General features: G+C 73.5%; 16 protein-coding genes and 2 pseudogenes. 10 read left to right on the forward strand and 8 right to left on the reverse strand.

The genetic code is table 11. From position 1 onward, the window contains the following. Nucleotides 1–152 precede the first annotated feature (152 nt). From HH311_RS00670 to HH311_RS00685, 4 genes are all read right to left on the reverse strand, one after another. Entirely contained in the window at nt 153–1,529 is a 1,377-nt protein-coding gene (locus HH311_RS00670; protein ID WP_169181675.1) for a diacylglycerol kinase family protein, read from the reverse strand. 55 nt (nt 1,530–1,584) lie between these two features. Further along, nucleotides 1,585–2,094 (reverse strand): amphi-Trp domain-containing protein, encoded by a 510-nt coding sequence (locus HH311_RS00675; RefSeq protein WP_169181676.1) that lies wholly within the window; start codon nt 2,092–2,094, stop codon nt 1,585–1,587. A 99-nt stretch (nt 2,095–2,193) separates the two neighbouring features. Beyond that, a complete protein-coding gene (locus HH311_RS00680; protein WP_169181677.1) occupies nt 2,194–3,027 on the reverse strand; it encodes a YhjD/YihY/BrkB family envelope integrity protein in 834 nt (277 codons plus the stop codon). Nucleotides 3,028–3,182: 155 nt separating this feature from the next. Next, nucleotides 3,183–4,415, reverse strand: a complete 1,233-nt coding sequence (locus tag HH311_RS00685; RefSeq protein ID WP_169181678.1) for an AI-2E family transporter — start codon at nt 4,413–4,415, stop codon at nt 3,183–3,185. 321 nt (nt 4,416–4,736) lie between these two features. Here HH311_RS00685 and HH311_RS00690 point away from each other — a divergent pair, with 321 nt between their 5' ends. After that, complete coding sequence (locus HH311_RS00690; RefSeq protein ID WP_169181679.1) at nt 4,737–5,201, forward strand: hypothetical protein; 465 nt, start codon at nt 4,737–4,739, stop codon at nt 5,199–5,201. A gap of 158 nt (nt 5,202–5,359) precedes the next feature. Here the strand turns inward: HH311_RS00690 and HH311_RS00695 are convergent, their stop codons facing one another. The 3 genes from HH311_RS00695 to HH311_RS00705 form a co-directional block, all read right to left on the reverse strand. Next, nucleotides 5,360–5,887, reverse strand: a complete 528-nt coding sequence (locus tag HH311_RS00695; protein ID WP_169181680.1) for a hypothetical protein — start codon at nt 5,885–5,887, stop codon at nt 5,360–5,362. 15 nt (nt 5,888–5,902) lie between these two features. Continuing rightward, nucleotides 5,903–6,157, reverse strand: coding sequence for a DUF1049 domain-containing protein (locus tag HH311_RS00700; RefSeq protein WP_211189451.1), 255 nt, complete (start codon nt 6,155–6,157; stop codon nt 5,903–5,905). A gap of 131 nt (nt 6,158–6,288) precedes the next feature. After that, a complete protein-coding gene (locus tag HH311_RS00705; protein ID WP_169181681.1) occupies nt 6,289–6,561 on the reverse strand; it encodes a hypothetical protein in 273 nt (90 codons plus the stop codon). Nucleotides 6,562–6,889: 328 nt separating this feature from the next. Between HH311_RS00705 and HH311_RS33000 the strand changes: the two genes are divergently transcribed. From HH311_RS33000 to HH311_RS32430, 5 genes and pseudogenes are all read left to right on the forward strand, one after another. Continuing rightward, on the forward strand, nt 6,890–9,394 hold the full coding sequence (locus tag HH311_RS33000; protein WP_169181682.1) for a LuxR C-terminal-related transcriptional regulator: 2,505 nt from the start codon (nt 6,890–6,892) through the stop codon (nt 9,392–9,394). 81 nt (nt 9,395–9,475) lie between these two features. Continuing rightward, the gene (locus HH311_RS00715; protein WP_169181683.1) at nt 9,476–9,673 is read left to right on the forward strand and encodes a hypothetical protein; all 198 of its coding nucleotides are present in this window, start codon (nt 9,476–9,478) and stop codon (nt 9,671–9,673) included. A gap of 103 nt (nt 9,674–9,776) precedes the next feature. Continuing rightward, nucleotides 9,777–10,211 (forward strand): SHOCT domain-containing protein, encoded by a 435-nt coding sequence (locus HH311_RS00720; RefSeq protein WP_169181684.1) that lies wholly within the window; start codon nt 9,777–9,779, stop codon nt 10,209–10,211. 20 nt (nt 10,212–10,231) lie between these two features. After that, nucleotides 10,232–11,020: pseudogene (locus HH311_RS00725) on the forward strand (glutaminase); the annotation flags it as partial. A gap of 82 nt (nt 11,021–11,102) precedes the next feature. Then, a complete protein-coding gene (locus tag HH311_RS32430; protein ID WP_312029965.1) occupies nt 11,103–11,228 on the forward strand; it encodes a glutaminase in 126 nt (41 codons plus the stop codon). Nucleotides 11,229–11,250: 22 nt separating this feature from the next. Here HH311_RS32430 and HH311_RS00730 read toward each other — a convergent pair whose 3' ends face one another. Beyond that, nucleotides 11,251–13,998: an AAA family ATPase gene (locus HH311_RS00730; RefSeq protein WP_169181685.1), complete on the reverse strand. Its 2,748-nt coding sequence runs from the start codon at nt 13,996–13,998 to the stop codon at nt 11,251–11,253. 585 nt (nt 13,999–14,583) lie between these two features. Here HH311_RS00730 and HH311_RS33670 point away from each other — a divergent pair. From HH311_RS33670 to HH311_RS00745, 4 genes and pseudogenes are all read left to right on the forward strand, one after another. Further along, nucleotides 14,584–14,844: pseudogene (locus HH311_RS33670) on the forward strand (esterase/lipase family protein); the annotation flags it as partial. Nucleotides 14,845–14,891: 47 nt separating this feature from the next. Further along, entirely contained in the window at nt 14,892–15,284 is a 393-nt protein-coding gene (locus HH311_RS30835) for an alpha/beta hydrolase (protein WP_396027419.1), read from the forward strand. Between the two features lie 110 nt (nt 15,285–15,394). After that, nucleotides 15,395–16,459: a helix-turn-helix domain-containing protein gene (locus tag HH311_RS00740; RefSeq protein ID WP_169181686.1), complete on the forward strand. Its 1,065-nt coding sequence runs from the start codon at nt 15,395–15,397 to the stop codon at nt 16,457–16,459. Further along, the gene (locus HH311_RS00745) at nt 16,456–17,094 is read left to right on the forward strand and encodes an HD domain-containing protein (RefSeq protein WP_169181687.1); all 639 of its coding nucleotides are present in this window, start codon (nt 16,456–16,458) and stop codon (nt 17,092–17,094) included. Before HH311_RS00740 ends, HH311_RS00745 begins: the two co-directional genes overlap by 4 nt. Nucleotides 17,095–17,096: the final 2 nt, after the last annotated feature.

The raw sequence follows: 17,096 nt of genomic DNA on the forward strand, positions 1-17,096 counted from the left end.
ACCGCACGAACTGACACAGATAGTTGTAGGTGCGCGTAGAGGTTTTGTCAAGCACGAACGTCAGCCATCCGGCATCGGTCTCGCGCCCGCGCCGAGCTCGAGGAGCGCAGCACCGGCGCTGAGCGCGTACCGCGGGGCGATCGTGGTCTCGGTCATCGTTCCGGTCCCGGTTCGCGGTCGCGGCCGGGCCGCGCGAGCGGGCGCGGGGCACGTCCACCGAACGCGGCCTGCACGACGACGCGGATCGTCGAGCGCAGACCCAGCTCGCGCGGGAGGACGTGGCTCGTCCTCCCCAGGGGGCGGCGCACCCGGAGCGCCCCGGGACGCACCCGGAAGTCCAACGGTGCCCGCATCTGCAGCGCTTCGCCGTCGAGGCCGACGTCGATCTCGTCGTCCGAGTCCACCCGGAACGTCGTCGCCTCCCAGGAGAGGAAGCCCCGGAACCGTTCGGGCCGGTTCACCGCGAGCGCCGCCAGGAAAGCCGCGGCGTCGCGGTCACCGCGGAGCACGAGGGCGACCACCCCGAGTCGGCCGGTGTCGAGGCGGGGCCGCGTGGTGCGGGTGCCGGCCGCCCGGCCGTACGGGTTGTTGGAGACCTGCACGACGTGCGCCCCGTCGTGGGTCTCGCCGTCGGGCCCGGTGAAGCGCAGGTCGAACGGTGCACTCCCGGGCCCCAGCGCGGCAGGGAGCGCGCCGAGGGCGGTGTCGACCTTGGCCGCGCGGTACTCGGGTGAGCGGACGACCGCGGCGTACAGCCCGAGCGAGACGTTGTTGACGAACACCCGTCCGTTCACCTCCCCGAGGTCGATGGACTGCTCCACCGCCTCGCCGAACGCGTCGAGGGCCTCGACCACGTTCTCCCGATCGAGGCCGAGATCGAGCGCCAGGTGGTTCCGCGTCCCGGCGGGGACGACCACCATCGCGACCCCTCGCCGGGCCGCCACGCTTGCGACGAGCGCCTGCGACCCGTCACCACCGGCCATGCCGATCACGTCCGCACCGTCGTCGACGGCACGTTCCGCGAGGTCGAGCAGATCGTCACCCGGCTGCAGGACGACGCCCGCGATCCCCCGGGCCCGGCACTGTCCGGCGAGGTCGAACCGCTCGGCCTTCCCCCCGCCGCTCTTCACATTCATGATCAGCACGCCGCGCCGCGCCGGCGGCACCGTCCGCGCCGGCGCCGTGTCGTCGGTGAGCAGGTCGGGGTGGTGCGACACGACGCTCCTGGTGAGCGCCACCGCGACGAGGACCAGTGCTACGCGGACCAGGATCGAGACGAGCCCGGAGCCGTGCAGGGACACGACGACGAAGGCGGCGACCGCGACGACGACCACGAGGCCCGCGAGGAATCGGCGTGGTCCCGTTCGGGTGAGCGCGAACCACATCGCGAGCACGGCGGCCATCACCAGGAGCACCGCGACGGGCACCCGCCACAGATCACCGATCAGGTCGAACGCCGTCGTCCCGAGGGCGACGGCGAGCAGCAGGAGCGCCCCGATCGCCGCGAGACGTCGGGCTCGGTCGGTCACCTCGCGACCTTGCGCAGCCGCGTTCCGGGGCGTCCGCGGGTCGACATCGCACCGACTACGGAGTCGCGGTCGTCCCGGATGCCGGCGACCACTTCAGCTCCAGCTCGAGCTCGACCTCGTCGCCGTCGACCTCGACCTCCGTCTCGCACCGGAATTCCTCGGGCAGGTGCAGTGTCACGGTCGGCCCAGCGAGCGGAACCTCCACCGTGCCGCCCTCGTCGATGGCCTTCGCCAGGTCCGCGAGCCACCGAGCGGTCTCCTGGCGCCCCAGGGTCACCTTCTGCTCGATCTTGACCTCCGCCATCGCCGAACTCCCTCCTCGCGCCGGAGGCCCGACTCTCCGAACCGCTTCCGCCCGGTCGGGGTCGGAGCCACGCGAAATCCTTCCGGCGCTGCTCACCGTGCGCGTCACCCGAGCCGCATGAGAGGCCGGGAGGAACTGCGCCTCACGAATCGTGCCCGTCCGCACCGCCCACCCACCCACCTCGAAGTCGTCGTCGTCGAACGTGCCGACCGCTTCGAAGCCGACCGTGCCCGCCGGCATGTCCGACATCTGCTTGAGCATTCCTCACCCTTCCCGGCGGTCGTCGAACGGCGATCCTCTGCCGAGGACCGACCCGGGGCCTCACCTGTGACGGGTGACAACCGGCCGTTGCTCGGCTCGTCAGCCGCTCGCCCGGCGGGTCCGGGACCCCGTGTTCCGTGCCCGCGCCAGGGAAGGGGACCCGTCCCGGCCGGCCAGCTCGGCGCCGAGCACGGCCGAGAAGACCAGGAGGAGCCCCAGCACGACGAGCCAGGAGACCAGCGCCACGGCGACGCCGATCAGTCCGTACCGTGTCGCCTCCCGCGAGATGGCAGCCGGGAGATATGTCCCGGACAGCACGAGGACCACGGCCTGACCGCTGCCGGTGAGAGCCGCCGCGGGCAGGAGTGGGCGCCACCCCACCCGCCCACCGAGCAGGAGCCGCTGGACCGGCCACCACAGCAGGGTCGCGGCGACGGCGTGGACGACGAGCTTGATCAGGACGTAGCCCTTCACCAGGGCGAGCACGAGCACGAGCAGCGCGAGGCCGCCGAGCCCTCCGACCAGCGCGGTGGCGGCCAGGAGTCCACCACCGAGGCCACGCAGGCCGGTGGACGGGAGCCCCCACGCCGACAGGTAGGTGCGTTGCAGCGCCCGGGTGAACCCCAGCACCGACACGACCAGCAGAACGCTCCCGAGCACCGTGAGCGTGTCCACCCCGGGTGGTCGATGGACCAGCGCCGCCGTCGCCGAGGTCGCCTCCCCGGACAGGCCGAGCCCCTCGACGAGCGCGGCCAGCCCGGGCTGACGGAGACCCTCGGGCAGGACCGCGGCGACGATCGCGAGCGTCGGGATCAACCCGACGAACGCCTGCGCGGACAGTGCGAGAGCCCGGTCGTACCCGTTGATCGCGATCATCCGGCGCATGACCCGCACGACCAGGGTGTCCTCGTACCGTTCGAGTGCCCTGCTCAACCGTGCGTCCCGGGCCACCTGACCACCTCGTCGATCGCCGCCGGATGTGGGTGCTGCTGACCAGGCCGACGAGGGAGCACGCCGGACGCGCCCCGGGACGGACCCGCATCCCCGTCGACCTCGCCGACGGGGTGAGGTCCCGGCCGGCCCGGGGTTCACGGAGACGTCGGCAGTGTTCCTCCCGGCCGGGGGCCGTCGCCGTTCGTGCGCACCCGCGCCGCCTTCTTCTCGGCCTTCGCGGCGGCCTTGCGCTCGGCCTTGGCCACGGCCTCCGCCGACGGCGGTTCGGCGCCGATGAGGGCCTCGACCCACTGGGCGCGGGGGTCGGCATCGATCAGCACGGCCTTCGCGAGCAGCGTCATCGGGACCGCGAGCAGCGCGCCGAGGGGACCGAGGACCCAGGCCCAGAACAGCAGCGCCACGAACGTCACGGTGGCCGAGAGCCCCACCGAGTCGCCGACGAACCGCGGCTGGATCAGCGACTGGATGACCGCGTTCAGGATGCAGTAGACGATGACGACGGTCAGGGCGAGCTTCCAGCCGCCGGTCAGCAGCGCGAGCAGCGCCGGGGGCACCAGACCGATGAGGAAGCCGACGTTGGGGATGTAGTTGGTGATGAACGCCAGCACCCCCCACAGCAGCGCCAGCGAGATGCCCATGATCGCCAGCGCGATGGTGTCGAGCACCGCGACGATGCCGCCGAAGACGGTGGTGACGAGCAGGTAGTTGCGGGTGCCGCGGGCGAACCCGTCGAGTGCCTCGGTCATGTGCGGACGTTGCGCGCCGATCATCTGCATCCGGCGGGAGACCCCGCCGGACTCCGCGGCCAGGAACAGCAGCAGCGCCAGGATGAAGACCAGGGTGCTCACCACGGAGCCCAGCCCGGACAGCACCGCGCCGATGGACGAGATCAGCTTCTGGGGGTTGGCCTGGTTCGCGACGTCGCCGGACTGGGCGGGATCGATGCCGAGTTTCGTGAGCTGCTGGGTGGCCGAGGCGAGCAGTTGCTGGGAGCGCCCCGAGTTCTGCGAGAGCAGCGCGGCGAGCTGGCTGACCGAGGCGACCAGGAACGCGCTGAGCAGCAGGATCGCCCCGAAGATGACCACGAGCAGGGACAGCACCGCCGCCCACGCCGGCCACCCGTGACGCTGCAGCGCCGTCTTGATCGGGTAGACCGCGATCACGATCATCAGCGCCAGCAGCAGCGGCCCGGCCAGCCAGGACACCCAGTACAGCCCGGCGGCGGCGACCACGACCGCCGCGGCTCCGAGGAGCAGCACGACCCCCCGGGGGAGACCCGGCGGAGCGTCGGCCGTGAGCGGCCCGCGCGCCGCGTCCGTGGACACGACCCCGACCCGTGCGGCCCCGTCCTCGCGTGACTCGTCCATGAATCGTCCTTCCCGCCGGAGTTGGACGGTCCGGGCCCGACACCGGCGGACTCGTCCTGCCGAAGGGTCGGGCTCCGCGCGGGGACGGACCTCACCCCGCGTAGGTGACTTGCCTGGTTCGAGGAGACGGGGCGGCGCTCGGGACCCCGACGGCGAGGCCACCGGGACGGCCGCCCACGGCGGAGCTCCGCCGCGATCCGGGACCCCTGCGCGGCACGCTGCACCGGACCTCACCTGCCGCGGGCGAGGCCCCCGGGCCGGGCACGACCCGATCGTGGACACGCCACGCCCGGCAGAGTCAGCACCCGCGAGGAGACCACCATGACCGAGCAAGAGCTCCGCTCCGCGTCCGCGGGAGCCACCCCGCACCGCGCCCAGGGCGCCGGCCCGGCCCGGCCCTCCGGTGCCGCGACCGGCTGGGTCCGCTTCGGCGGCATCCTCATGGCCGTGGTCGGCGGGTTCGGCGTCATCGAGGGCCTCTACGCGCTCTTCCTGCCGACGACGTTCGTCAACTCGAACGGGGCCGTGCTCGCCCTGACCTACACCGGCTGGGGCTGGCTGCACATCGTCCTGGGCGCGCTCGTCCTCGTCGTCGGCCTGTCCCTCCTGCGCAGCGACGTGCCCGGATGGGCCCGGGGCACCGCGATCGTGCTCGTCGCTCTCAACGCGATCGTGCAGCTCAGCTGGCTGCCCGCGTACCCGGTGTGGTCGATCGTGATGATCGTGCTGGACGTTCTGGTCATCGGCGCGCTCGTCGCCATCGGGGACCGAGCGGCCTGGTCGTGACCCCGCGGTCCCACCCGTTCACCGTCCGCCGCCTCGAGCGCCTGGTCGACCTCGGCCTGCTGCGACCCGGCGGGCCGGTCAGTGCGGTGGACGCCCCGCAGCGGGCGACCGGCTGATCCGGCGGTACTTCCTCGCGGGGCATCGAGCACGGTCGCGCTTCAGTGCAGTTCGGCCTTCAGCACGATGATCACGACGCCGAGCAGGATCGACACGACGACCATCGCGATCTTGAACGGGACCGTCCGATGGGACCCATGACCCTCGAGGATGCTGCACAGGGCCAGGGTGACGACCCCGAGCCAGAGGGCCGCATCGATGCTCGGTCCCACCGCGAGCCCGAGTGACGAGAGCACCAGGAGCAACAGGCCGGCGAGGACGCCCGGGACGGCCGCCGTGGCGGAGGCCCCGATCTCGACCGTGATCTCGGTCCTCGACAACCGCTCGGAGGAGGCCAGGGCCGCCGACAGGAGCCCGGCGTACACCTCGCCGAGGAAGATCACGATGCCGGTCCCGGCGACCGTGACGACGGCCTTGCCGAGGGCGGTCTCGTGATCGCCGAGGTAGGCGAGCACCGACATCGCGAAGATCGTCCCGGTGAGCGCCGCCCGGAGAGCGGCTCGCGCCCCGTGGCCGAGGTCCCCCGGTCCGGACGTGTCGGCGCGCTGTCCCCCGTCCCTGGTCGCCATACCGCCGCTCCGCGGTCACTTCTGCCGGCGGCCGAGGACCACCCCGACGACGAGCCCGATGATCAGCGTGATCGCCAGCGCCGCCCACAGCGGCATGAGCACGATCGGGATCAGCAGGCGGATCTCCGTCAGATCGCGGTTCTCGACCACGAACACCACCGCGAGCACCAGGAGCACCACGGCGACGATCGCCCGCGGCGACCAGCGGTTCGTGCGTCCGGCGGACGAGGGCGCACCGGCGACGGGTCGTCTCGGGTCCTGCGCGGTCATCGTGGTCCCTTCGGTCGCCGGTCGCCCGCCCGGCGGGGCGGCTCGCCACCAGCGTGGGCGGCCACGGCGACGGCGACCTCACCCGGCGGAGGTGACATGCCCCCCGGCCACCACCGCGGGCGCCGACCCGGTCAGGGGGCGGGCTCCCCTCCCGGTCCCGTCGCGTCCCCCGCGTCCGGCCGGGCCATGGTCGGGACCTCCATGGGCAGCGAACGCATCTCGAGGACCTGCAGGCCGAACGCGTCCAGGCGGGCGAGGACACCCAACAACTGGGCCGAGTCGGCGACCTCCCCCAGCAGCACGGTCTCGACCGAGGCCTCGCTCACCTCGAAGCCCGTGAAGTCGGCGCGCACCGGGGGCGACAACCGCCCCAGGATGCGCAGCTCGTAGCGGGTCGAGGTCATCGCACGGTCCTCCTCCGCGTACCGGTTCGGCGTCCCCGGCGCACCGCGGACGACCGGGGTCCACCACCGTGCGCCCGGGGACCCGGGAGCCGCGTCATCCGCCCGGGGTGAGTAGCGAGGACGGGCCGATGGTCCCTACCCTCCGTCACCGGCCGCTGTTATACCTCTCCTCCCGTCCAACAGAGGGCGGGGCGCGAGGTGGTCCGGGTGCGGCAGGCGAAGGTCGAGGTCCCGGCGTGCCCGCCGCCGTTCGTGGATCGCCCGGAGGTCCGACGGGCCCTCGACGCGGCGGCCGATCCACCGGGACGAGGGCCGGTCGTGCTGGTCAGTGCCCCGGCCGGGCACGGCAAGACCGCCGCGGTGGCCGACTGGGTGCGCCTCGGGTGGTCCGGCCACCGCGTGGCTCTCGGTCGACCGCGCCGACCGCGACGAGCACCGGTGGTGGTCCTCGCTGCTGGTCTCGCTGCTGGAGTGCCCGGCCGTACCGCCGGGCGCCGCGCTGCACCGCGTGGCGGCGCAGGCGAACGGCCGGGAGACCGAGGCGCGCGAAGGCTTCCTCGCCGGCCTGGTCGAGGCCCTCGAAGAGCTCCCCGAGCCCGTCCGGCTCGTGGTCGACGACGTCCACGAGATCGTCGGCCATCCCGCGCAGCGAGCGCTGCGTGACCTGGTGCGCCATCCCGTGCACGGGCTCACCGTGGTGCTGGCGAGCCGGCTGGACCCCCCGATCGGTCTCGACCGGCTCCGGCTCGACGGGCGGCTCGGGGAGATCCGGGCCGACCGGCTGGCCTTCCGCACCGCCGACGCGGTCCGGTTCTTCGAGGCTGCCTCGGTCCCCCTGCGTGAGGACGAGGCAGCGTCGTTGGTGGAGCGCACCGAGGGCTGGGTCGCCGCCCTGCGTCTCGTCGCGCTCTCGCTGGAGTCCGCGAGCGACCGGTCCGCGGTGGTGGCCGACTTCACCGGAGACGACCGCTCGGTGGCGGACTACCTCGTCGACGAGGTCCTCGGCACCCTCGATGAACCCGAACGTCGGGTCCTCGAGGCGGCCTGCCTGTGCCCGACGGTGCCGCTCGACCTCGCCCGGGCCGTGGCCGGCGGTGACGAGACCGTGGACGTGCTCGAGCACCTCGAGACCCGGACCGGGATGGTGACCGCGGTCGACCGCCGCCGGGAGACCTATCACGCCCACGAACTGCTGCGCTCGCACGTGCTGGCCCGGCTGCGCCGGTCGCACTCCGAGCGGCTGCGGACCATGCAGCAGCGCGCCGCCGCGTGGTTCGAGAACCACGACGACCCGGCCCAGGCGGTGCGCTTCGCCGCGGCGGCCGGCGACGTGGCCGGGACGTCCTCGCTGATCCGGGCGCGGGGGGCCGAGCTGGTCGCCGCGGGCCGCTTCGCCGAGCTCGGCGAGGCCGCCCACCTGCTGAGGACCAGGAAGGCCACCATCCCGGCGGTCCTCGCCCTCGGGGCCCTCGAGGACGGGGGACCGGACCGCGCGGAGGTGCTGCTCGCGGGGAGCGACGCCACGGACCCGGCGGGCGTGGTCGCGCGCAGCATGGTGCAGGCCCGTCGGGCCCTCGTCGACACCGGCCCGGCGGACACCCGGCAGACCTGTTCCGTCCTCGTCCTCCCCGATCCCCCCGGTGAGGTCGCGCTGCGCGCCCTGGCCCTCGCGGGTCGGGCCAATCTGCACGCCCGGACGAGCCCGCAGGAGGCGGGCGCCGACGCCGAGGCCGCCCTGGCACTCGCGCGGGCGCGGGACTGGCCCTGGGTGGAGCTCCAGGCACACACCGCGCTCGCCGTGGTGCACAGCCACGTCGATCGCCTGGCAACCGCCGTGGTCCACGCCCAGACCGTGCTGGATCTGGCCGCCGGGCACCGGTGGCAGCACACCGCGGGTCCCGCCGAGGCCCTCGTCGTGCTCGCGATGAGCGACGCGGTCGGCTGCCGGCCCGAACAGGCCCTGGCGGACGTGGCCGCCGCCGAGACCCTCGAGCCCGCCCACGGTGAGCACCGCACGGTGCTGGCCGCGGTCCGCGGGGTCGCCGAGTACGACTCCGGTCGGCTCCGCGAGGGCTGGCAGCTGCTCCGGGCCGCCCGCATCCAGGCCCTCGCCAAGGACCTCGACGCGCGCGGGGTCGCCTTCGCCGCCCTGCTCGAACAGCAGGCCGCGCTCGGCCTGGGCCGCGTGCGGGAGGCCCAGGAGGTTGCCGGCGCGGTCGCGGACAAGCTCGAGGGCACCGGCGACCACGCCGTGCTCCGGGCGCGCCAACGCTGGGCCGCGACCCGCGACCCGCGGGCACGACGGACACTCGGTCCTGCCCTCGACGGCAGCCGGCCCTGCAGCAGCCCCCTGACCGAGATCGACGCCCGGGTCCTCGACGCCGAGATCGCCTTGGCCGCCGGCCAGCACCCCCTCGTGCGGCGGCGCCTCCACGAAGCCGCCCGCTACGCGGACCAGCGGGCGGTGGTCCGCCCGCTGGTGGTGGCCTCCCCCGCCGTGCACGATCACCTCGAGCGCCACCGCGGCAGCTTCGGCGAGCTCGACCCCCTCGTCGACCGCGTCCTCTCGATCGTCCACGAGAGGTCGCCCGAGGCCGCGCCCCCGCTGACCCGGCGCGAGCGCGAGGTGCTCGAGCTCCTCCCCACCGAGCAATCGGTGGACGAGATCGCGGAGACCCTCGCCGTGTCGCCCAACACGGTGAAGACCCACCAGCGCGGCGTCTACCACAAGCTCGGTGCCAGTGGCCGCCGCGACGCCGTCCGCCGCGCCCGCAGGGCCGGCCTGCTCACCCACGGCGGGCCGAACCCGTCCGACCTCACCCGCGTCGAGTGAGGACCGGTTCCCCGTCCCGGCCCATCCTGGCCGGGGCCCGGTGTCCCGGCGCGGCGGGCCGCAGGAGGGAGCTGGTGAACCGTGCGGTGCGAGATCCACGTCAAGGGCCATCTGCCGCCGGAGGTCTCCAGCGCCTTCGAGGAGTTCGTCGTGAGCGAGCCCCCTCCCCAGACGGTCGTCGTCGGTGAGATCGGCGACCACGCCGAGCTGGCGCGGCTGTTGGCCCACACGCAGGCCCTCGGTCTGACCGTGGTCTCGCTGCGGGCCCTGCCCGGGTAGCGCGAATTCACCCCCCGCAGGTGAAGGGCCGCGACCTCACGCACGGCGATCGTTCCCCCGACGGGCCACGAAGGTCCGGCGTGGCGCCGGGAAGGGGTCGGAGATGCTGCTCGCGCAAGGGGACACGTATCCGCTGCTGGACCTGTTCTGGACGATGCTCGTGTTCTTCGGCTTCGTCGTCTGGTTCTGGCTGCTGTTCGTCATCTTCGGCGACGTCTTCCGCCGTCACGACATCGGCGGGTGGGGCAAGGCCGGATGGACCGTGCTCATCATCGTCCTGCCGATCGTCGGCAGCCTCATCTACCTGATCGCCCAGGGACACGAGATGTCCGACCGGCGGGCCGCCGACGTCGCGGCCGCCCGCGCCGACTACGAGCGCGACGTCCGGAACATCGCGGGCAACGGCCACGCCGCGGGGCCGACGGACCAGATCGCCGCGGGCAAGCGCCTCCTCGACGAGGGCGCCATCACCCCGGAGGAGTTCGACGCGCTCAAGCGCAAGGCCCTCGGCAGCACGGCCGCCCACGCCGCGCCCTGACGGTCGAGACTGCCCGGAGCATGGTCACCGTCCCGGAGACCGACGGACACTCGCGGCTGCCCGCCGAGCGGGCAGCCGCGATCCGTACCCGCATCCGCGAGCTGCACCGTCGCCACGCCGACGAGCCGATCGACGTCGTCTCCTACTACCCGCCGGAGGCCGAGGCCCGGGGGGACCTGTTCGGCCTGTCCGGGGTCCACGTGTCGGGTGTCCGGGTCTCGGTCGGCGACAGCGACGTGCGCTTCCCCCTCCAGTCCATCTCCAAGGTCTTCACCTATGCCCTCGCCCTGGAGGACAAGGGCCGGGAGGCCACCCTGGCCCGGATCGGGGTGGAGCCGTCCGGGGATCCCTACAACTCGATCACCTTCGACGAGGCCCACCACCGCCCGCACAATCCGATGATCAATTCGGGGGCGCTCGCCGCCGCCGCCCTCGTGCACGGAGGGAGCTGCGCCGAGCGCGTCGCACGTCTCGTCGCGCGCCTGCGGGTCTTCGCCGGCAATCCCGCCCTCGACGTCGACCCGGCCATCCTCGACGAGCAGCTCCGTGCCACCGACTGGAACCGCGGCCTCGCCTACCTCATGCGCGCGCTGGGGATGCTCGACGGCGACGTCGAGGACGTCGTCCGCACCTACCTCTCGGCCTGCTCGGTCACGGTCACCACCGACGATCTCGCGGTGATGGGCGCGACCCTCGCCCACGGTGGCGTCAACCCGCTGACCGGCGAGCGGGCGATGCCCGCGGACTACGTCCGGGACGTCATCAGCGTCATGCTCACCTGCGGCATGTACGACGCCGCCGGTCAGTGGTTCCACGACGTCGGCATCCCGGCCAAGAGCGGCGTCAGCGGCGGCATCGTCGCCGCGCTCCCCGAGCGCCTGGGGGATCGCGGTGTACTCGCCCGGGCTCGACGCGCACGGCAACTCGGTGCGGGGTGTGAACATCTGCCGGGATCTCTCCGACCACTTCGGGCTGCACGTCTTCGCCGCCGGGAGGCCGGACGCGGCGTTCGTCTGATCTCCGGGCGGCCGGCGCGGTCTCAACGATGCTCGGCGAGGTTGCGGAGCTGGTGTCTGCCCGCGACGCCCAGGCGCGGGTAGGAGCGGTAGAGGTGGGAGGCGACCGTCCGCGGGGAGAGGAACAGCCGCTCCGCGATCTCGCTGTTGGTCAGGCCCTGGCTCGCCAGCAGGACGATCTCGCGCTGCTGGGCGGTCAGCTCCTCGAGCCGATCCCGGGCGGTGGTCGGGGCGGCGTCGAGCGCGACGCCGCACGCCCGGAGCTCGACTTCCGCTCGCTGCGCCCACGGCCGGGCGCCGAGCGCGCGGAAGACGTCCAGTGCGGGGCCCAGGACCGTCTTCGCCTCGTTGATGCGACGTTGCCGGCGGAGCCATCGGCCGAGGTCGAGCCGGGTCAGCGCTCGTTCGAAGGGCCAGGCGTCCCCGGCCGGGTCCTCCAGGGCCTCGCGGAAGTGGGGCTCCGCCCGGGACGGGTCCGCCAGCAGCCCCCGCGCCCTCCCCGCGATCTGGCGGAGTCGGGGGCCGGCGCCGGGCCCGAGCTCGGTGAGGACCCGCTCGAGGCGCTCTCCGACGCCGTCCGCGTGCTCGAGGTGGGCGGCGGCGTGGGCGAGGTCGGCGAGCCCGAGGTACGACGCGTGGTGGTGGACCGGTTCGCCGTCGACGTCGAGCAGTCCCAGCAGGCGCCGACAGGCCGCGTCGTGGTCGCCGTCGGCGAGCGCGACGAGTCCCGCGGCGTGGTGGATGCGGGCACCGAACGAGCGGTACTCCGCGACGTCGATCAGCTCGACGGCGCTCTCCAGGTGGGCCCGGGCGCCGGTCGGGTCACCGCGGAGGGCCAGGATCGTGGCCTCGGCGACGTCGGCGGTCGCCGACACGGTCTCCATGCGATGGGCCGCGCCCGCCTCTCGCGCCTCGTGGGCGGCGGTGAGCGCTTCGTCCCACCGCCCGCCGTCGATGCAGGCCCACTGCAGTGCCGAGAGCGCTGCGCCGCTCTGCCCGCGCAGGCCGGGCGCCCGCAGCGTGGCGAGGGCACGACGGAGCAGCACGACGGCGGTCTCGGTCTCGTCGAGGAGCCAGGCTGCCGCACCCAGCTTGGCCAGGTCGTCGCTCGGTGCAGCCGGGTGCCGACGCACCGCGGCGACCGCGTCCTCGCGATCGAGATGCGGATCGAGGCAGGCGTCGATCCACAGACGGTGCTCGTCACCGCGGACGAGGACGGCGGCCGGAGACGGCTCCGAGCTGGTCAGTCGGTCGGCCAGGTCGCGGATGTCACGACGAGCGGACTGCAGACCGGACTGGTAGACGACCGTGGCGGCGAGCCCGAGGGCCTGCTCGGCCGTCTCCGGGGAGTCGGTGGCGGCGTCCCTCGCGACGGAGACCAGGGTCTCGAGCGCCTCGGCGTGGCGGTTCGACCAGACCGCGGCCCAGCCCAGACTCAGCCGGGCGGCGACCCGCAGGGACGGGTCGTCGGTGGCTTCCAGCGCTCGCGTCGCGAGGTCGTGCACCCAGTCCGCCTGACCCGCGGCGAGTGCCAGGGCAGCGGCGGCGAGCAGTCGCCGGGTCCGCGCGCGGCCGGGTGGACTGAGTTCCGCGGCCCGTTCCAGCGCTCGGGCCGCCGGGCCGGCACCTCCTCGTCGCTGCGCGGTGGCCGCGGAGCTCTCCAGGAGCGCGGCGAGCGTCTCGTCGGGTCCCCACGCCGCGGCGGCCAGGTGCCAGGCGTACCGGTCGGGTTCGGCACGCAGCATCTCGGCCACCTCACGGTGCGCCGCGGCCCGGTCCGCGAACGAGGCGGAGTGGTAGACCGCCGCCCGGAGCACCGGGTGGGAGAACGTCAGTCGCCCCGCGCCGACCCGCACCAGACCCGACGCTTCGGCGGGCGCGAGCGCCTCCGCGGTCACCGCCGTGCCCGCTCCCGCGGGCAGGTCGTGCCCATCGGCGACGGCGACGTGCAGGAGCGCGGCGCGTGTCGTCGTCGGGAGAGCCTCGAGCTCACGCGCGACCAGCGACTGGAGACGACGGGGCAGCGGGAGCGGCTCAGCCGTCCAGCGGCCCGCCGCCGCGGGATCGGCGGCGACGACCCGGGACAGCTCGACGAGCGCCAACGGGTTCCCGCCCGCCTGGTCGAGCACCGCCCGGCGCAGCCGGCCCCGCGGCGGCACGGGCTGGAGGTCGAGCAGTCGGCCCGCATCGGCGTCGCCGAGCGGACCCAGCTGCAGCCGGGGGACGTCTTTCTCGAAGGCGGGCGCCGTGATCGCGTCCCGGCTGCCGACCAGGAGCCCGACGGGTTCGGACGACCATCGTCGAGCAGCGAACGCCAGGGCGTCGAGCGAGGCGGAGTCCAGCCATTGCCCATCGTCGACGACCACGAGGACCGGCGCCTCGGCGGCGAGGACCGACACCAGGGAGGCCACCGCGGCCCCGGTGACCAGGGCCTCGGACGCCTCCACCGCGTCGACCCGGCCGAGCACACCACCGAGCGCCCGCGACTGCGGCCCCGGCAGGTCCGCGAGCCGGTCGAGGACGGGCCACAGCAGCTCGTGCAGGCCGGCGAAGGCGAGATCGCGCTCGGACTCGCGGCCACTCGCGGTGAGCACGCGCGTCCCCGCGGCCCGCGCGTGCCGAACCACCTCCCCGAGCAGTGAGGTCTTGCCCGTCCCCGCCTCGCCGACCAGGAGCACGAGTCCGCGGGACGACGGCGCCGACAACCGCGCGAGGGCATCGCGCTGCTCGTCCCGACCGATCAACGAGGTCGGCCCGTCCGTGCCGTCCATCGCGCGGGCCGCTCCGGGGGTGCAGTCAACATGCGGATACCTCCTCGATGCTCGCCCAGCCGACGATCACAGGCAACGGTCGGCGCGCACGACCCAGGACACATCACCAGGGGCCGGACCACGACGCGGCCACCAGACAGCTCGGATCGGCCGCCCCCGCGGCCGTTCGCCACGTCCGGAGGGCGTCGCGCGGCGGCTTGTCGTCACGGCTGTCGCCTTCGCGGCCGCAGCCGGAGCCGATTGCCGACCGGAGCCGTCGAGCCGGAAGGAGACCGGACATGACCACCGGCCCGCTCGACGGTGGCCCGGGACGACCGGCGGCACCTCGCACTCGCGGTGAAGAGGCATTCCGCGGGCGTCGACGAGCCGACCCGCCGGGCGGGTCGTCGCGGTTCCGGCGCGTGCCGAAGGGCTTTTCTCCGGTCACCGCGGGTCGACGCCGGTTCCCGGGAAGTCGTGCGCCACCCGCACAGCCCGCCTCATCGCTCGCACATCGCCGGTCGCGCTCGAGAACTACACATGGATGTGCGACCGCACGGGTCGCGGTCCGGTAACCGGACGACCCTTTCTCGGAGAGGAAGCAGAATGCCCGACAAGCCCGCCGTGGTCCTGGTCCACGGATTCTGGGGCGGCGCCGCCCATTGGAGCAAGGCCATCATCGAGCTCCGCGCCCGCGGATACGACGATCTGCACGCCGTGGAACTCACCTTCGCCTCCCTCGCCGACGACGCCGAGCGCGTCCGGCGCCAGATCAGCCGGATCGACGGCCCGGTGCTGCTCGTCGGCCATTCCTACGGAGGCGCCGTGATCACCGAAGCGGGCACCGGCCCCGACGTCGTGGGCCTGGTCTACATCGCGGCGTTCGCGCCCGACGCCGGTGAGAGCCCCGCCAGCTGGCCGCCCAGTTCGCGCCGGCGGCGGCGTTCGGCAACGTCGCCCCCGACCCCGACGGGAACCTGTGGATCGCCCAGGACAAGTTCCGGGAGAGCTTCGCCCAGGACCTCGCCGAGGACGAGGCGTTCGCGATGGCCGTCACCCAGAAGCCCGCCCCGGGTTCGACGTTCGGCGACGCCGTCACCGTGGCGGCCTGGCGCACCGTCCCGTCCTGGTACCAGGTCTCCGGCCACGACCGCATGATCAACCCGGAGGCACAGCGCTGGATGGCGCAACGGATCGGTGCCCGGCACACGCTCGAGCTCGACGCCGGCCACGCCTCGCTGGCCACGCGGGCCAGGGACGTGGCCGGGCTGGTCGACGAGGCCACCGCCGAGCTGGTCCTGTACTAGGGCGACTTCCGGAGCCTGGCCGGTCCACCGCCGGCACGCCGTCGATCGGCCAGGCCCACGGAAGCGCCCCGGCTGCTCCGGCCCGAGTGGCACGCCCCGGCTCCCGCCGGGTGGACGCGGACCGCCCCCGCCGCACGCCGACGCCGCTCCCGAGTTCTCCCACCGAGGTCGACATGCTTGTCATCAACACCGACGACGTCGACGGCGACGAGCGCCCCGACTTCGTCCGCGAGGCGCTGAGCGGGACCCTCGTACCGCTCGAGCTGCACTGGCCCGACGAACTCCGCCATGTGCGTGCCCACGGCTACGTGGCCACGCTCGGTGAGCTGACCATCTGCTCCGGGCGGACGACCGCGCTGCGGGTCGACCGGACCCCGCGGCTGACCCGCGACGACACCGTCGAACCGAGCATCTTCGTCCACGTCCAACACTCCGGGAGCAGTCTCGTCGTCCAACACGGCCGCGAGGCGCTGAGCCGCCCCGGAGACCTGGTCATCTACGACGCGGCCGCTCCGTACACCCTGGTCAACGACAGGGGGGTGACCGGCGACTTCTTCCAGATCCCGCACTCGGCGCTGGCCCTGTCCGAGGACGTGATCCGCGGGGCGTGCGCGGTGAACCTGGCCGACGGACACCCGATCGCGTCGTTGACCAACAGCTATCTGCGATCGCTCGCGGCCGAGACGAGCCTGATGACCCAGCGCGACGCCGACCTCGCCGGGCGCCCGACGATCGAGCTCGTCCGGGCCGCGATCATCACGCATCTGGGCGGCGGCGACGGAGCGCCGGCCCCGACGAGCGCAGCGGGACTCGTGCAGTGCGTCCTGGAATACGCCCGTCGACACCTCGACGATCCCGAACTGTCGGCGCGGCAGATCGCGGCGGCCAACTACATCTCCGTCCGCCATCTCTACAAGGTGCTGGCCGAGCGTGGTATCGGCCTCGCGGACTGGATTCGGACCCGCCGCCTCGAGGCCTGTCGACACGGGCTGGCGGAAGCCCATCCCACGACGACCATCGCCGCCATCGCGCGCGGCCACGGATTCGTGGACATGTCCAGCTTCAGCCGAGCTTTCCGGTCCGAATACGGGATGACGCCCCGGGAATGGCGTGAACAGCACAGCCGCCCGACCACATCTTCCCGACCCCCGCGATCGACGAAGGAGCAGTCATGACCGAGCACGTGTCCGGGATCGCCATCCCCGATTCCTCGCTGGCCCGCGAGGCGACCGAACTCGTCCGCGCCGCCACCAGCGACCTGCTCTTCCACCACTCGCGGCGGGTCTTCCTCTTCGGAAGTCTCCACGGCCGCCGACTCGGGTGGAAGGCCGATCCCGAGCTCCTCTACGTCGGGGCCATGTTCCACGACCTGGGGCTCACGCGACGCTACGGTCGCGACGACCAGCGCTTCGAGATCGACGGCGCGGACGAGGCACGTCGGTTCCTCCGGGCGCACGGAATCCCGGACGGCGACGCCCACCGAGCCTGGACGGCCATCGCGCTCCACACGACCCCCGAGGTCCCCTGGCACATGGAGCCGGAGATCGCTCTGGTCACCGCAGGCGTCGAGACCGACGTCCTCGGGATCGGTTACGCCGAACTCGACCCCTCCGACGTCGCGGGGGTGACCGACGTCCACCCCCGACCGGGCTTCAAGACCGCGATCGTGGACGCCTTCGCCGAGGGCTTCCGCCACCGGCCACAGACGACGTTCGGGACCGTGAACGCCGACGTCCTCGAGCACCGGGTGCCGGGGTTCCGGCACACCGACTTCGTGGAGGTCATCGCGGGCAACGCCTGGCCGGAATAGCG

The sequence above is a fragment of the Actinomycetospora sp. TBRC 11914 genome (assembly GCF_012933465.1).
Lineage (GTDB): Bacteria > Actinomycetota > Actinomycetes > Mycobacteriales > Pseudonocardiaceae > Actinomycetospora.

What these genes read in the sequence shown, in the direction of transcription:
- HH311_RS00675 (WP_169181676.1), bottom strand. Translation starts at nt 2,094, where the DNA reads ATGCTCAAGCAGATGTCGGACATGCCGGCGGGCACGGTCGGCTTCGAA.
- HH311_RS00685 (WP_169181678.1), bottom strand. Translation starts at nt 4,415, where the DNA reads ATGGACGAGTCACGCGAGGACGGGGCCGCACGGGTCGGGGTCGTGTCC.
- HH311_RS00690 (WP_169181679.1), top strand. Translation starts at nt 4,737, where the DNA reads ATGACCGAGCAAGAGCTCCGCTCCGCGTCCGCGGGAGCCACCCCGCAC.
- HH311_RS00695 (WP_169181680.1), bottom strand. Translation starts at nt 5,887, where the DNA reads ATGGCGACCAGGGACGGGGGACAGCGCGCCGACACGTCCGGACCGGGG.
- HH311_RS00700 (WP_211189451.1), bottom strand. Translation starts at nt 6,157, where the DNA reads ATGACCGCGCAGGACCCGAGACGACCCGTCGCCGGTGCGCCCTCGTCC.
- HH311_RS00705 (WP_169181681.1), bottom strand. Translation starts at nt 6,561, where the DNA reads ATGACCTCGACCCGCTACGAGCTGCGCATCCTGGGGCGGTTGTCGCCC.
- HH311_RS00720 (WP_169181684.1), top strand. Translation starts at nt 9,777, where the DNA reads ATGCTGCTCGCGCAAGGGGACACGTATCCGCTGCTGGACCTGTTCTGG.
- HH311_RS00730 (WP_169181685.1), bottom strand. Translation starts at nt 13,998, where the DNA reads ATGGACGGCACGGACGGGCCGACCTCGTTGATCGGTCGGGACGAGCAG.
- HH311_RS00745 (WP_169181687.1), top strand. Translation starts at nt 16,456, where the DNA reads ATGACCGAGCACGTGTCCGGGATCGCCATCCCCGATTCCTCGCTGGCC.